The sequence below is a fragment of the Nostoc sp. genome (assembly GCF_036916735.1).
Classification (GTDB): Bacteria; Cyanobacteriota; Cyanobacteriia; order Cyanobacteriales; family Nostocaceae; genus Nostoc.
In genome coordinates this window covers 63835-79008 of sequence record NZ_JBALFV010000052.1, presented here as the reverse complement: position 1 = coordinate 79008, position 15174 = coordinate 63835, and the positions used below count along the sequence as shown (strand labels likewise).

The 15174-nt window shown below is 41.9% G+C and carries 11 protein-coding genes and 1 tRNA gene; 9 read left to right on the top strand and 3 right to left on the bottom strand.

The annotated features are described in order from the left end of the window. The first annotated feature begins 363 nt into the window (after positions 1-363). Both V7L20_RS12930 and V7L20_RS12925 read left to right on the top strand, forming a co-directional pair. On the top strand, positions 364-1167 hold the full coding sequence (locus V7L20_RS12930; RefSeq protein WP_334744464.1) for an ABC transporter permease: 804 nt from the start codon (positions 364-366) through the stop codon (positions 1165-1167). A gap of 302 nt (positions 1168-1469) precedes the next feature. Next, a complete protein-coding gene (locus V7L20_RS12925; RefSeq protein WP_334744463.1) occupies positions 1470-3308 on the top strand; it encodes a bifunctional serine/threonine-protein kinase/formylglycine-generating enzyme family protein in 1839 nt (612 codons plus the stop codon). A 110-nt stretch (positions 3309-3418) separates the two neighbouring features. On the opposite strand, the gene dnaN is transcribed toward V7L20_RS12925, so the two are convergent. After that, complete coding sequence (gene dnaN, locus V7L20_RS12920) at positions 3419-4582, bottom strand: DNA polymerase III subunit beta (RefSeq protein WP_334744462.1); 1164 nt, start codon at positions 4580-4582, stop codon at positions 3419-3421. Positions 4583-4808: 226 nt separating this feature from the next. Here dnaN and V7L20_RS12915 point away from each other — a divergent pair, with 226 nt between their 5' ends. From V7L20_RS12915 to V7L20_RS12905, 3 genes are all read left to right on the top strand, one after another. Next, entirely contained in the window at positions 4809-6449 is a 1641-nt protein-coding gene (locus V7L20_RS12915) for a metallophosphoesterase (protein ID WP_334744461.1), read from the top strand. A gap of 970 nt (positions 6450-7419) precedes the next feature. Next, a complete protein-coding gene (locus V7L20_RS12910; RefSeq protein ID WP_334744460.1) occupies positions 7420-8748 on the top strand; it encodes a calcium-binding protein in 1329 nt (442 codons plus the stop codon). Between the two features lie 508 nt (positions 8749-9256). Next, on the top strand, positions 9257-9853 hold the full coding sequence (locus V7L20_RS12905; protein ID WP_334744459.1) for a hypothetical protein: 597 nt from the start codon (positions 9257-9259) through the stop codon (positions 9851-9853). 367 nt (positions 9854-10220) lie between these two features. Here V7L20_RS12905 and V7L20_RS12900 read toward each other — a convergent pair whose 3' ends face one another. Beyond that, positions 10221-11153 carry a serine hydrolase gene (locus tag V7L20_RS12900; RefSeq protein ID WP_334744458.1) on the bottom strand — a complete coding sequence of 311 codons (933 nt, stop codon included), beginning with the start codon at positions 11151-11153 and terminating at the stop codon, positions 10221-10223. A gap of 9 nt (positions 11154-11162) precedes the next feature. Here V7L20_RS12900 and V7L20_RS12895 point away from each other — a divergent pair, with 9 nt between their 5' ends. From V7L20_RS12895 to V7L20_RS12885, 3 genes are all read left to right on the top strand, one after another. Beyond that, positions 11163-12002, top strand: a complete 840-nt coding sequence (locus V7L20_RS12895; protein ID WP_334744457.1) for a C40 family peptidase — start codon at positions 11163-11165, stop codon at positions 12000-12002. Positions 12003-12016: 14 nt separating this feature from the next. Beyond that, a complete protein-coding gene (locus tag V7L20_RS12890; RefSeq protein ID WP_334744456.1) occupies positions 12017-13030 on the top strand; it encodes a glycosyltransferase family 2 protein in 1014 nt (337 codons plus the stop codon). A gap of 147 nt (positions 13031-13177) precedes the next feature. Next, positions 13178-14431, top strand: coding sequence for an MFS transporter (locus tag V7L20_RS12885; protein ID WP_334744455.1), 1254 nt, complete (start codon positions 13178-13180; stop codon positions 14429-14431). 37 nt (positions 14432-14468) lie between these two features. Here V7L20_RS12885 and V7L20_RS12880 read toward each other — a convergent pair. Then, positions 14469-14542, bottom strand: a tRNA-Arg gene (locus tag V7L20_RS12880). 34 nt (positions 14543-14576) lie between these two features. Here V7L20_RS12880 and moaC point away from each other — a divergent pair. Further along, a complete protein-coding gene (moaC, locus tag V7L20_RS12875; protein WP_334744454.1) occupies positions 14577-15083 on the top strand; it encodes a cyclic pyranopterin monophosphate synthase MoaC in 507 nt (168 codons plus the stop codon). The last annotated feature ends 91 nt before the right edge of the window (positions 15084-15174 follow it).

Sequence of the window (15174 nt, the reverse complement as noted above, 5' to 3'; positions counted from 1 at the left end):
TTATGGTGGTTGCTCATTACCCACCAGCAAATTTTCAAAAACTTTTTCCCAGTACCAAGTACCCAGCGATGCACTGAGTTTCGACTGCGCTCAACTACCGCTTGTCGTACCCCTTTGAGGAAGCAAGCTACGCAAAGCGTCTCGTTGGCGCAGCCTCTCGTAGAGAAGAGAAGTGTCCCCAGTCCTAGAGCAGTCTCAGTGTAGCAGTTGCTCAGAGGGGTTCACCTGCATAAAGCAACTCCTGTCCCCCACCAACTTTTTATGTATGGTGGGGGACAGCAGTTACCGTGACGTATTAAAGTATTGACTTATTACATTAAGTATGATAATTTGTATTGCTATCTAAAAAAATCAAATATAAACGTGAATATCTCTCCATCCTTCAAAAAACCGCGTGTCTCATGGCAGGCGGTTTTCTCACTGCTGATGTTTGTGTTCATGTACCTGCCCATACTGGTACTTAGCTTTTATAGTTTCAATCAGTCACCTTACAGTGCAGGTTGGCAAGGATTCACTCTCGATTGGTATAGCAAGTTGTTCGGTGACGATCGCATCTTATCAGCTTTGCAAAATAGTTTAATAGTTGGTGGTTGTGCAGTGGGAATTTCAGCAGTACTGGGAACCTTGATGGCGGTTGGGTTGGCGCGTTACGAATTTCCTGGTAAAAAATTATATCAAGGTGTTGCTTACCTACCGTTAATTATTCCCGATATTGCGATCGCAGTGGCAACCCTAGTATGTCTAGCAGCCTTTGCAATCCCTTTGAGTTTGTGGACGATAGTTGCAGCCCATATCGTATTTTGTCTCGCCTACGTCGGGCTTGTGGTTGCTTCACGACTTACCAATTTAGATCCTCACTTAGAAGAAGCAGCATTAGATTTAGGCGCTACACCAACGCAAGCTTTTATCAAAGTATTATTACCTCAATTAATGCCTGGTATTATAGCTGGTTGTCTTCTGGCTTTTGTTCTCAGCTTAGATGACTTTCTTATTGCCAGTTTTACTGCTGGTAGCGGTTATAACACCCTACCAATGGAAATTTTTAGCCGAATTAGAACCGGAGTCAAGCCTGATATTAACGCATTAAGTGTAATGTTAATTACAGTATCTGCGATCGCTGCTCTTGTAGCTGAATTAATTCGCATTTCTGGAGAGAATAAAAGCTAAAAACTAGACTGGCAATTGACAATAAAAATTATGGATGAGTTGGTTCTCCATGAACTTTTTTGAATGGTGAATAAAAGCTATATTAAAAGAGACGTTGCAATTTAACATCTCTACAATCGTTATATTTATGTATTCATATTTACTAACATTTATAAATATCTCAATATTAACAAATATATAATATTCATTCGTAAGGAAGTTTAAACACATAAATAAACTTCCGTGTTCGCTTCTCTACATAACTGTTTTCAATTAGATAACATTGGGGCTAACTTTGGAGAAGATGCTATTTCCCCCTCATTATGCAAATCTGCCAAAATCCCAATTGCTCAAATCCATTCAACTCTGATAGCAATAGATTTTGCGTGAGTTGCGGACAAAGCAACTTTGGCAAACTTCTAAGAAACCGTTACCGTGTCTTGAGACTTTTAGGTGAAGGTGGATTTAGCAGAACCTATGCTACAGAAGATGTAGACAGATTAAACGCGCCTTGCGTCATCAAGCAATTTTTCCCACAATTTCAGGGAACAGGACAACGCACCAAAGCAGCAGAATTTTTTAAAGAAGAGGCTTTTCGGTTGTATGAACTGGGAGAAAATCATACCCAAATTCCCAGATTACTAGCTTACTTTGAACAAGGTGCTAGCTTGTATCTCGTACAAGAATTTATTCAAGGAAAGACTCTCTTACAAGAAGTTCAGCAACAAATCTATGGTGAAGCACAAATTTGGAAACTTTTAGCTGATTTATTGCCAGTACTAGAATTCATTCATAGTCATAATGTCATTCATCGGGATATCAAACCAGACAATATTATCCGCCGTGCCAGTGATGAAAAACCTGTATTAATTGACTTTGGCGGTGCTAAACAAGTAACACAAACCAGTTTAGGAAGACAAGCAACAGTAATTTATACCCTTGGTTATGCCCCAACCGAACAAATGGCTGGATTTGCTTGTCACGGCAGTGATTTGTATGCTTTGGGTGTAACTTGCGTGCGTCTTTTAACTAGATGTTTGCCTTTGCAAGATGCTTCTGGACAGATTAATGATCCTATTTATGATGCCATGAACGCTAAGTGGTTGTGGTGCGAACGGTTACAAGAAAAAGGTATTATAATCAGCGACGACTTAGGAAAAATTTTAGATAATTTACTAAAACATTTACCAAGTGAAAGGTATCAAACAGCAGCAGAAGTTCTTAACGATTTGAAATTTGCAACATTGAACATTGAACCTGTTGCCCTCAAAATTGTTTCGATGCCTCAACCCATATTACCGCCGCCACCACAAAAAGTAATAGTACCATTACCCCCCTTAGAAACTTTTGAATTTGATGTAGTGACAGTAGACACAGGTGGTAGAGAAGTAAACCGCATGAGTTGTAATGCAAACTTCTTTGCTGAAGAATTGGGTAAATCTGTCACATTAGAAATGGTATCGATTCCTGGCGGTACTTACATGATGGGTTCACCGGAGTGTGAAGGAGATGCTGACGAACGTCCTCGACATAAAGTTACCGTTGAACCATTTTTTATGGGAAAATTTCCCATAACTCAAGCACAGTGGAGAGTAGTAGCAGCTTTACCCAAAGTCAAACAAGCTTTAAATCCCAATCCGTCGAAATTCAAAGGTTTAGATAGACCAGTGGAAAATGTATCTTGGTATGAGGCTGTAGAATTCTGTCTCAGACTATCAGAAAAAACTGGACGCGACTATCGTTTACCAAGTGAAGCTGAATGGGAATATGCTTGTCGGGCTAAAACTACAACATCCTTCCACTTTGGCGAAACTATTACCTCTGAGTTAGTCAGTTGCACTATCGAACCAAAAAGCAAATTTCGTAAAGAAACAACAAACGTCGGTAGTTTTGAAGTCGCCAACGCCTTTGGATTGTACGATATGCACGGGCTAGTTTGGGAATGGTGCGCTGATTCGTGGCACAACAATTACAGCGACGCACCTTCAGATGGAACATCTTGGGAAGTTGGTGGTGATATTAATCGCCGAGTGCTACGCGGTGGTTCTTGGAGTTTCAACGCAGAACTGTGTCGCAGCGCTAGTCGTAGCTGGAATGAGTCAGACGGTGGACTAAGGGTTTGTGGCTTTAGAGTAGTATTTTCCGTAGAGGAGATAATTTAGCAATTTAATTTAAAGGGTGTAGAAATTATAAAAGACAGAATTGAGAAAGGTGACAGGGAAGGCGAGACAAAGGGCTTTTTGTACCTCATTCAACCGAAAAGCCCTATAACTTAACTTCTAAGTTGCACTGGCATAGCTAAATAGGTCATTTTCAAACTACCTAATGGGGTAAAAATCACTGGAGTTAAGCTTTGATTTAAATGCATTTGAATTTCCGAAGATGGTAACTCTTTCAAACCTTCCATTAAATATTTAATGTTAAAAGCAATCTCAATATTTTCTCCAGAAATTTGTGCTGGCATTGACTCTCTACCACTGCCCACATCTTGAGCTTCACAAGATAAAGTAATTTCTTGGGCTTCGCTGTCAATACTGAGCTTGACAATATTATTTTTTTGATCGGCTAGTACAGCAATTCGTTCCAAAGTGCTGACGAATTGTCGCCGTTCAATTGTTGCTTGTCGCTCAAATTGGCGCGGAATTAGTTGTCGATAAGCAGGATATTGCCCTTCTAATGTGCGACTAGTCAAGCGTTGATTTTGCCATGCAAACACTACTTGACCTTGATCAAAATATAAAGCTACAGGTTCATCTGATGAGGCGCTATGAGCTAGCATTCGTTGTAGTTCACGTAATGCTCTAGCTGGTACTGTCACTTCTAATTGACTGGTTCCACCTAAAGGACGCTCGTTGCTAGTTTCTACCACTGCTAGGCGATGTCCGTCGGTAGCTGCAAATTCTAGAGTATCTTGTTTAACTGTTAAATGCACTCCCGTGAGTACTTGCTTGGTTTCATCACCACTGGTAGCAAATAATGAGCCACGTAATCCCTCAATTAATGCGGTGGTAGTGAGATGGATTACTTCTGTATTTTCAATTACAGGTAGTTCAGGAAATTCTTTAGGCCCCATTGCTCGGACTTGATAATGTCCACTCTTAGGTGTGAGTGTGACAATTAACCCTTCTCCACCGGATGTAGCACCTGTGAGGGCTGATTCATCGTCTAGAGTGATTTCGCCTTCTGGAAGACGAGAGGTGATGTCTACAAGTAACTTAGCAGGAAGTGCGATCGCACCACTTTGCCATACCTCTGCGTTAAAGCTGGTGCGGATTCCCAAGCTAAGATCAAATGCTGTTAAGCTTACCTGGTTAGTTTGGGCATCCGCTTGTAACAGCACATTGGCAAGTACTGGATGAGTTGGTCGTGAAGGTACTGCACGACTGACGAGTGAGAGATTTGTACTGAGATCGCTTTGGGAGCAAACTAATTTCATAAGTCAGATTCAGCTGGTGAAAGATATCCTAACACCCTTATTGTTCATGGGCGAGTAGCGGAAAGGAAGTAATAATAAAATTGCTTCAGTCGGTGAATTCGCTAAAAAATTTAGTATGTTACTCATGCTCAGATGCTTACGCAGCCGTAAAATTTTCTCGGTGGCTATGCTTGTACTTGTTGTATGCTTTACTCTGTTAAGTGTGCGTTCATTTGGGCAAAGAATTATGACATCAGCACCCCAATTGCTCACCGATCCATTTTTGCAACTGCCAACTCAAACCTCAGTGCAAGTAGTTTGGTTTACTGAGTTTGCTGGTGTTAATCATACAGTAGCCTATGGGGAAAATCTTAAACAAACTGCTAAGGCAAATACTACCAAACTCACTCGCACTCGTGAAGACCAGCAATCAAGAGTTGCAAACCAAACCCAAGATGGTCAAGTTTATCAAAAACCCGTCTGGCGTGATATTTGGCGACATGAGGCTGAGGTGATTGGGTTAACTCCTGGGTTGCGGGTAAACTATCGCATTACGAGTGTGCGAGAAGATGGCGAAACTGTTAGCAGTGATGTTTTTAGCCTCGCAGCTACTCCAAAACTGGATACACCACTAAAAATTTTACTCACATCAGATCATCAATTAAAGCCGATGACGGCGGCAAATCTGCAAAAGGTGGTAGAAACGGTTGGAAGGGTTGATGGAGTGTGGTTTGCGGGTGATTTGGTGAATGTTAGCGATCGCGCCTCAGAATGGTTTGATGATAACGGTGGTGGTGCGTTATTTCCCGGTTTACAAGGTCGTGCTAAATATGACATGACGCACGACGATGTTAAAACAACTTACACTGGTGGGCAAATAATTCAACATGCACCCATGTTTACTTGCATTGGTAATCATGAGGTAATGGGACGCTTTGCCAGAACTGGAAGTTTAAATGATGAATTTGATGATACAATTCCCCGTGCGATTGCTCAAAAAATCTATCGGGACAAATTTTTAATAGATAATTCTTTTAATACTAATACTTACGAAGAGATTTTCTCTTTACCAAAAAGTAAAGACGGTGGAAAAAGATATTATGCAGTTAGTTTTGGTGATGTGCGTTTGGTAGCACTGTACATTACGAATATGTGGCGGACTCCCAGTTTAAATGGAAAGTATAAGGGTAGATATCGAGAAGCAGAAAAGGATTTAAATAATCCTGAAGATTGGGGTTATGGACAGGTGATTTATGAGCCAATTGCTAAAGGCAGCAAGCAATATAATTGGCTAGAGGCAGAACTCAGCAGCCCTGAGTTTCAACAAGCAAAATACAAAGTTGTGATGTTCCATCATCCGCCCCATACTCTTGGTGATAATATAGTTCCTGCTTATACAGAACCAGTTCAAATAATTGAACGGGATGATAATAATATCAAAGCAGTGCGTTATGAGTACCCAAAAGACGCAGATTACATTATCCGCTATGTTATCCCAATACTTGAAGCAGCTAATGTGCAATTGGTATTCTATGGGCATTCCCATTTGTGGAACCGCTTTGTTAGTCAGAGTGGAATGCACTTTTTAGAAACATCTAATGTGGGCAATACTTACGGCGCTGCTTGGGGTGATAGAAAGCGAGAAGTGCCAATTGGATATCAAGAGGATTATGTTAAGCTTGGTGATCCTAATGGGTTAGAACCGATAGTACCAACAATTGCCCCCTTGCTGGGTGAAAATGGAAAGCTGATGCCTTATATTGCAAGTAATGATATTACGGTTTTTAGTATCTTTGATACGGGGACAGGTACGATAAGTAGTTATCGTTTTGATACTCGCAAGCCTGATTCGGAAGTATTGAAGTTTGATGAATTTAAGTTGAAATAGTAGGAATGCACAGATGTTATAGGTGTCAACTTAAGATAGAAGTTATTGCCCTCATCCCCTAACCCCTTCTCCCATGTTGGGAGAAAGGGAACTAGAGAATTTACTCCCCTTTCCCAATTATGTGAGAGCAGGGTGGTTTCATACAAATAGGACTTACGCAAAAATCGCTAGCCAAAAAGCTTAATTTTTCAAACCGCCAAGACGCCAAGAACGCCAAGAATTGTAGAGTGTGCGTAAGTCCAAATAAAGAAAAAACTTTGTGCAGTTGGTTAGAGAGGGCGCGTTGTGCTTGAGGAAAAGTTTGGAAACTGAGTTTTGGATTATCGTAAGTAGGTTCAATTAAACTGAACTATATAAACTCATGTAAAGCACTATAAAGGCTTTGAATATAAGCTTTTAAGCAATTTACATTTATTAATCTAGTTGTATTTTTTAGCGTCCACCTACTTAATGAAAAAGTTGTGTAATAGTGCCCAATTCACAGGGGCATTGCCATTACAGTGTGGTGGAAAGTTTTCTTTGAATGTCACATCTGTTACCCAATGCAATCGATTTTTGATGCCGCAATGCCCTTGAATATCGGCAAGTGACTGTTGAGCTTCGAGATATTGGCTACAGATATAGAATTGACGCTAGTAGAATTGCTGACCATTACGTTCAGTAGAAATTATGAGTATTAGCCAAAATCCAGTGCTTCTTAAATTTTCTCAAATTTTTAGAGTTAATAGCAAATATCTGTTTTAATTAGGTGTGCTTCAGTTAGAAGATTTCCACTCGTTATTTCTCTACTTTGTTTTTTCAGTGCTGCTGAATAAAACTGTGAAATTCTAAAATTTAATGTTTGAAACTGTTTCCTTTGCTCCTTTAAAGGAAACTAAATTCATCCTCTTAATCAGCAATGCCATTTTCTGATGGAGAAGTCACGAGGTAATTTTTTTACTCTGTAATATAAATTCAGGAGAAACTCACTATGCCAACGATTAACGGTACTAATTTTTCTGACAATCTTAGTGTTCCTTTTTTTTCTAATCTCCCTTATATCATCAACGGATTCGACAGTAACGATACGATTACTGGCGGTAGTGGTGACAGTACGATTAACGGTGGATTGGGCAATGATAGCCTTCTTGGCGGATTTGGATTAGGCAACCAGAATAGTAGTATTGACGGTGGAGCAGGCAACGATACGATTACGGGCGGTAGTGGCAACAATAGCCTTCTTGGCGGAGAGGGTGACGATAGCCTTCTTGGCGGATTTGGATTAGACAACCAGAATAGTATTGACGGTGGAGCAGGCAACGATACGATTACGGGCGGTAGTGGCAACAATAGCCTTCTTGGCGGAGAGGGTGACGATAGCCTTCTTGGAGGATTTGGCAACGATACACTTATAGGCGGTGCTGGGACTGATACTCTGACTGGAGGATTCGGTAACGATGTTTTCAAGTTCAACTCAGTTTCTGAGAGCAAACCTGGTGTTTTACGGGATGTTATCACTGACTTCGAGGGTGGCTTAAGTGACTTCGACCCTGACCAAATTGATCTATCTACTATCGACGGCAACTCTACTATAGCGGGCAAGCAAGCCTTCACTTTCATTGGGGCTAGCGCATTCTCCGCACCAGGACAGGTTCGTTATTCAGGAGATATTCTGCAAGCTAACACTGATCAGAATCTGTCGGCTGACTTTGAGATTCAGCTTATAGGAACACCACCACTCATAGCAAGCGACATTATCTTTAACGATAGCGGCGATTTCAGTTTCAGTTCTACTGATAGCAGTAGCAGTAGTGACAACAGTAGCAGTAGCAGTGGTGACAACAGTAGCAGTAGCAGTAGCAGTAGCAGTAGTGGCAACAGTACCTTTAACGTTAGTGGCGGCAACAGTACCCTTATCGGTGGTAATGGCAACGATACTTTTAACATTGGTAGTGACAAGGATAGCCTTATTGGCAGTGCTGGGAATGATGTTCTCACTGGAGGACTAGGTAATGATATTTTCAAGTTCAACTCAGTTTCAGATAGTCCTCCTGGTCTTTCACGGGATGTGATCACTGACTTTGTTGGAAACGGTAACTTGCCAGGCGATCAAATCGATCTATCTTCCATTGACGCTAACTCCACTATAGCGGGTAAGCAAGCCTTCACTTTCATTGGGACTCGCCCATTCTCTGCAGTCGGTCAAATTCGTTATGCAGCAGGTATTCTTCAAGGCAACACTGCTGGGAATCTATCGGCTAACTTTGAGATTCAGCTTACAGGAGCACCACCACTAGTGGCAAGCGACATTATCCTTTAATTTACCCCCAATTTCCCTATTCACTCAACCTAACGCTCTATACTGCCTCTAGTAGCTAAGGTTTTTGCTTTGTAAAGAGGTGCGATCACATCATAATCTAATACCCAATACCCAAGTAGTAAGTGCGATCGCGTTGTTGAGATGGAGAAAAGAAGCTTGGGAGTGCAATTGCTGATTGGATTTTCTTAACCCACATTCCGCACTTCGCTTTGTATACGCAAATATTACAATTTGTCGTCTAATGGTAGTTGATAGCGATCGCTAAATGCCTAGTAAGTAACAGTGTTAGTACTTAATCAAATCAGTTATTTTTTGTATGATTTATTGAAGTATTAAAATATGACATTTTGAAGTACGGAATGTAGGTTCTTAAGAATTGCGGCGGTTAATGGCGGCGATCATGCCATCGGAAAAAATGAGGAGCGATCAGGTAATGTAAGAATAGCTAGTTTTACCAACTTTAATTTCAATAACTTTCCAAGCGGTGTCCCAACTAAGGAAAAAGACTATGAAGGGATTAGCAACTTTTGTGATAACTGCGGCAACTTGGGCAGCGACAACGGTTGCAGCAATAGCATTAGATTATACAGGAATTGCGACAACTCAAGTGCAAGTACTAAATGTCTACGGACAAATAGTAGGACAGCCTGTATTCCAAACTGAAGTATCAGTCCGCATAGGACCAGGACAAGAAGGAGGGGGGCAGGTAAAGTATAATCCATTTAATTTAACTATTAACTCATCGCTAGCGTATTCTAATGCTTATGGTGCAATATCAATAGCTTCTGCCTTGATTAATGCAGATCCTACTGCTGGACCCTTACTAGTGCAGTACTGGACAATAGCTTACAACCCAGCAACAGGAGCTACTAATGCCACTCTGACAAACCCTGCTAATGAATTAGCGTTTGCTTCTAACTTAATCAACGTACCGAGGGAGATTGCACCTAACTTTGTCTCGACTTTTCCTTTGGGTATGGCTCAAGGAACAGTACTGTCTGGAGTAATCAACACTAATACAGTTGATGTTACAATTACTGGCAACACCCTTGATGCAGCACATCCCTTTATCACACGTATTCAAGCAAACGTAACCACTCAATAAATCGGAACGGACTACCAGAACAGGAACGATTTTGTGCCATTTGAGGCTTGTCGATGAGCGGTGATAATTATTCTCATAATGAGAATTGGTGCCGTAAAACAAAAGTTAACTATTTAACGAACCCCCTTTCGTTCTCTTCTCTACGAGAGGCTGCGCCTACGAGACGCTACGCATTGTTATAGTGTCTGATAGAGAAGGAAAAAATACTTAACTGAACTTTTATTGAATCTATAGACCTGACTTTTCCCGTTATCTCCTTAATTCAGCGATCGCTTACTCTACTCTTAATATTAATTTATTCTCAAGAGGATCTGGTCTGAAACCCTTGCTATTTGCTTGTTTCACGATTTAACAGGAAAAGTCAGATCTATAGACTAGCGATCGCATCGGTAACTAGTTTAGAAACAAAGGGCAAAATTGCCTGACTCTTAGCCTGCGCTTTACCTTCAGTAAATACTACTAAGAGGTAAGGGCGCTGTTCTGGTAACTCAATATACGCAGCATCATGGCGAACTTGACTTGTCCAACCTGCTTTTGACCAAATTTGAGCATTTTCAGGCAGTCCACCACCTAAGAAACCTGTTACCTGATTTTCCTCGGTGTCAGTAGGTAAATTATTGAGAGGACGTTTGAGTAAAGCCATCATTGCTTGCGATCGCCCACTTGAAACCGCCACCCCACCTACAATACTATGCAGTAAACGAGCGATCGCATTTGTTGTCAACATATTACGATTTTCCAATAACTCTCCGACAAACGCCCGTTCCCGTCCATAAGGGCCATCACCCCAAGTTTTTTGACAGACGTTAATTGTCTCCATTTCTTGCCAATCCAATGATTGGTAATAACGGTTAATAATATTACGCTGATATTTCCAGGTTTCAAAGGGCCCGATTGGCAATTCTGGCCCTGATGTGGTACCACTCAGAATATCAACAACCAAACTGGTAGCATCATTACTAGAATCTACAATCATATCGCGCAAAGCTCTTTCCAACTCCTTGGAAGTATGAGTCATCCCTTTTTCTAGCCATTCGTTTACCGCTACCAGGTAAAATAGCTTGACTACACTGGCGGCATAAATCCGTTCAACACCACGATAAGTAAAACCACGGACTGGATGATCCCAAAAAGCATTGGGAGTCAGCGCCCCACCAGTATTTACTAGCACTGGTGGATCGTAAACAATCCAAGTCAGGGCAATTTGATTTTGCGCTAAGGTTGAAAATTCTGCCCAAGTTGCATTTAAAATGCCTAACCCAAGATTTTCCAGTTGTTCGTCTTTATTAAAAAAAACCATTCTCTAGTAATGTCCTTTAATCTAAAATCCAAAATCGTTCGATGGTTCCTGAGCGAAGTCGTTGGCGCAGCCTCTCGTAGAGAAGGACTGAGCGTTCGCGTAGCGTCTCGGAGAGAAGCCGAAGTCCAAAATCGTTCGACTGAGCGTTCGCGTAGCGTCTTGGAGAGAAGCCGAAGTCCAAAATCAGGGGAGTATCAGTGTTTAACTGACCTGAATTTATATGATTCTCCTGAATGTACGCGTTTAGCAACTCAAGCTGCATCTGGGAGACATTTGTCGATAACATCAAATCATCAAAATTTAGGGGTTGAGGTGTATTTATGTGAAGATGACTATCCAGGATGGGTATCCCTTTCAGATTTTGATTCATTACAATCTGCTACTGTACATTATCAGGCTGCAACATTTTCTGAATCTGAAATTAAAAAACTGCTAGCAGAGGTCATCGCCTTTACTCAAAAAGCGATGCAGCAATCCAATTATTACCTTTGGGGTGGTACGGTTGGGCCAAATTATGACTGTTCTGGGTTGATGCAGGCGGCGTTTGCTTCGGTGGGTATTTGGCTACCTAGAGATGCCTATCAACAGGAAGGATTCACTCGACCGATTACTATTGCAGAATTAACCGCCGGGGATCTGGTATTTTTTGGAACTAGTCAAAAAGCAACCCATGTCGGGCTTTATTTGGCAGATGGTTATTACATTCATAGTTCTGGGAAAGAGCAGGGACGGGATGGAATTGGAATTGATCTTCTTTCGGAACAGGGAGATGCTGTTAGTCAGTCGTACTATCAACAGCTGCGAGGTGCTGGTAGAGTTATCAAGAGTTACGAACCACAGAGACGCTGAGGGCGCTGAGGCTTATGAGGAGTGTGTTAGTTGATCAAGGGTTGAGTCAGGAAAATGGGGCGATTTCAGCTATTGTCCCAGATGTTTCGGTGGTGCTACCGATCCATGACGAGGTGGAAAGTTTGCCGCTTTTACTAGAAGCGATCGCATCTACTTTATCTTCTAGTCAGATAATTTATGAAATCATTTGTGTGGATGATGGTTCCACAGATGGTTCTGGGGATTTTCTCAAGAAAGAAGCGCAAATCCGCACAGATTTAAAGGCGGTGATTTTGCGTCGCAACTACGGACAAACTGCGGCGATGGCTGCTGGATTTCACTATGCAGTCGGTAAAGCGATCGTCACTTTAGATGCCGATCTCCAAAATGATCCGGCTGATATCCCCATGTTATTAGCAAAGCTGGATCAGGGTTACGATTTGGTAAGTGGTTGGCGGCAAAAACGCCAAGATGGTGCTGTAAATCGGTTACTTCCTTCCAAAATTGCCAATTGGCTAATTCGCCATACCACTAGCGTGAATATTCATGATTATGGCTGTTCACTGAAAGCATATCGTGCAGAACTGTTAGCAGATATGAACCTCTACGGAGAATTACACCGATTCTTACCCGCTTTAGCGTACATCGAAGGAGCTAGAATTACTGAAGTACCAGTGCGCCATCACGCCCGTCGCTTTGGTCGTAGTAAATATGGGATTTGGCGGACATTCCGGGTGTTGATGGATTTGTTAACTATCCTGTTTATGAAAAAATTCCTCACCCGCCCAATGCACGTTTTTGGGCTGTTGGGGTTGATTTCAATGGTTTCAGGAACTGCGATCGGAATTTACTTGACTTTCGTCAAATTAGCTTTAGGTGAGATGATTGGCAATCGCCCTTTGTTGATTTTAGGAGTTCTCCTTCTAGTAACTGGAGTGCAGTTATTTTGCTTCGGTCTTTTAGCAGAATTACTCATGCGTACCTACCATGAATCCCAAGGACGGCCTATCTATCGCGTGCGAGAAGTAGTAGCAAAAAATGTTAAGTAAGGTAACAATAGTTGTTGAGCATTGGGCATTGGGCATTAGCAAACAGTCAAGAGTAAATATTGTTTTATTCCTAACTCCTAACTCTTGTACAGACGCGATTAATCGCGTCTCTACTTTTGATAAAAACCTCATTAAATTGCATCTACTTTGAAAGCATTTGATACCTTTGACACCGAACTACGGCGTAACCTGCTGATTTTATTTACGGCAAGTTTATTATTCTGGTCGAGTCTGTCTTTGCTCTTACCAACCCTACCGCTTTACATCGATAATGTGGGCGCAAGCAAGCAAGAAATTGGGATTGTGATGGGTAGTTTCGCCATTGGCTTATTACTATCTCGCCCGATGCTGGGACGGTTAGCCGATGAACGCGGTCGAAAAATTGTCTTGTTGATTGGTACGATAGTAGCTGCGATCGCACCCTTCGGTTACTTGGCAACCAAATCAATTGAGCTATTAATCCTGGTGCGAATTTTTCACGGCATTAGTATTGCCGCTTTTACCACTGGTTATAGTGCCTTAGTAGCAGATTTAGCTCCAACTGAAACTCGTGGCGAAATCATTGGTTACATGACTTTAGCAACACCCCTTGGTTTAGCAATTGGCCCTGCCTTGGGTGGATATTTGCAAGCTACAAGTAGTTACGGGATATTATTTCTCTTCTGTGCCGAATTGGGTTTTGTCGCTCTGTTGGAGATTGTACAAGTTATAAATCCACCAGTGCAGACACAACAGCAAACAGAAGAAAACAATCGCAACTTTTGGCAAATTTTGGACAGTCCTCAGGTAAAAGTTCCAACAATAGTTATGTTGTTGGTTGGTTTATCTATCGGTGCTGTACATACTTTCGTATCATTATACCTCAAATCCACTGATGTGGACTTCAATGGCGGACTGTTTTTTACAGCTTCGGCAATTTCTAGTTTTAGTATCAGAGTGTTTGCTGGTAAGGCAAGTGATCGCTTTGGTCGTGGTTTGTTTATTACATTTGGTATTTTTTGCTACAGTTTAGCATTAGTACTGCTGTGGCAGGCTCACAGCGTGATGTTTTTCTTACTGGCTGCGATCGCTGAAGGTGCCGGTGGTGGTACACTCATCTCCATGATGATCACAATGATGGCAGACCGCTCACAGCCGCAAGAACGGGGGCAAATTTTTGCTATATGCGTAGCTGGACTTGATATGGGCATTGCGATCGCGGCTCCTCTTCTGGGTATCATCGCCGAACTTGTAGGCTACCGCGATATGTTTGGCTACGGTGCTGCAATCACTTCTATTGCACTTGTCCTTTTCCTGACCCAGTCGAGCAAAAACCTATCTAACTCCCTGCGTTTTGCACTAGGTCTAACTCCAGATGCCTACGCCTTGAAAAACTTAAAAGTTAGCAGTGATGAAATGTAACTCCTCACTCCTAACTATTAATTCTTAACTTTTAAAACGGGCGAGGAGGGATTCGAACCCCCGACACCGTGGTCCGTAGCCACGTGCTCTAGTCCACTGAGCTACACGCCCTCACCGACAATCTATATTAACACCTTATAACTAAATGGCGCAAGATATTCCATCTAATTTTGCCAACTTAACCCATCTGGATCGCCAAGGACAGGCGCAGATGGTAGATGTATCTGATAAAGCACCCACTATCCGCCAAGCAGTAGCCGCAGCCGATGTGCGGATGCTGCCAGCCACCTTCGCTGCCATTCAAGCCGGAAATGTCCCAAAAGGGGATGTATTAGCAACTGCAAGATTGGCTGGGATTATGGCAGCCAAGCAAACAGCCAATTTAATTCCTCTGTGTCATCCCTTGCCTTTGCAAAAAATCGCAGTGGAAATTATACCTGATCCGCAACTACCTGGTTATCAAATTCAAGCCACAGTCAAAACCAAAGCTGAAACTGGTGTCGAGATGGAAGCCTTAACTGCCGTTTCTGTGGCTGCCCTGACTTTATACGATATGGCAAAAGCCTTAGAAAAGTCGATTCGAATTGAATCAATTCGTTTAATTAGTAAGAGTGGCGGGAAATCAGAAGATTATTCTTCATTAGAGCAATAAGCTATTCTATTTTAGGGCAATGATCATTATTGGCAAACAGAATCTCTAAATTCTCCTTAATCAGGACAATTCAACGATATTGCTCTGTATT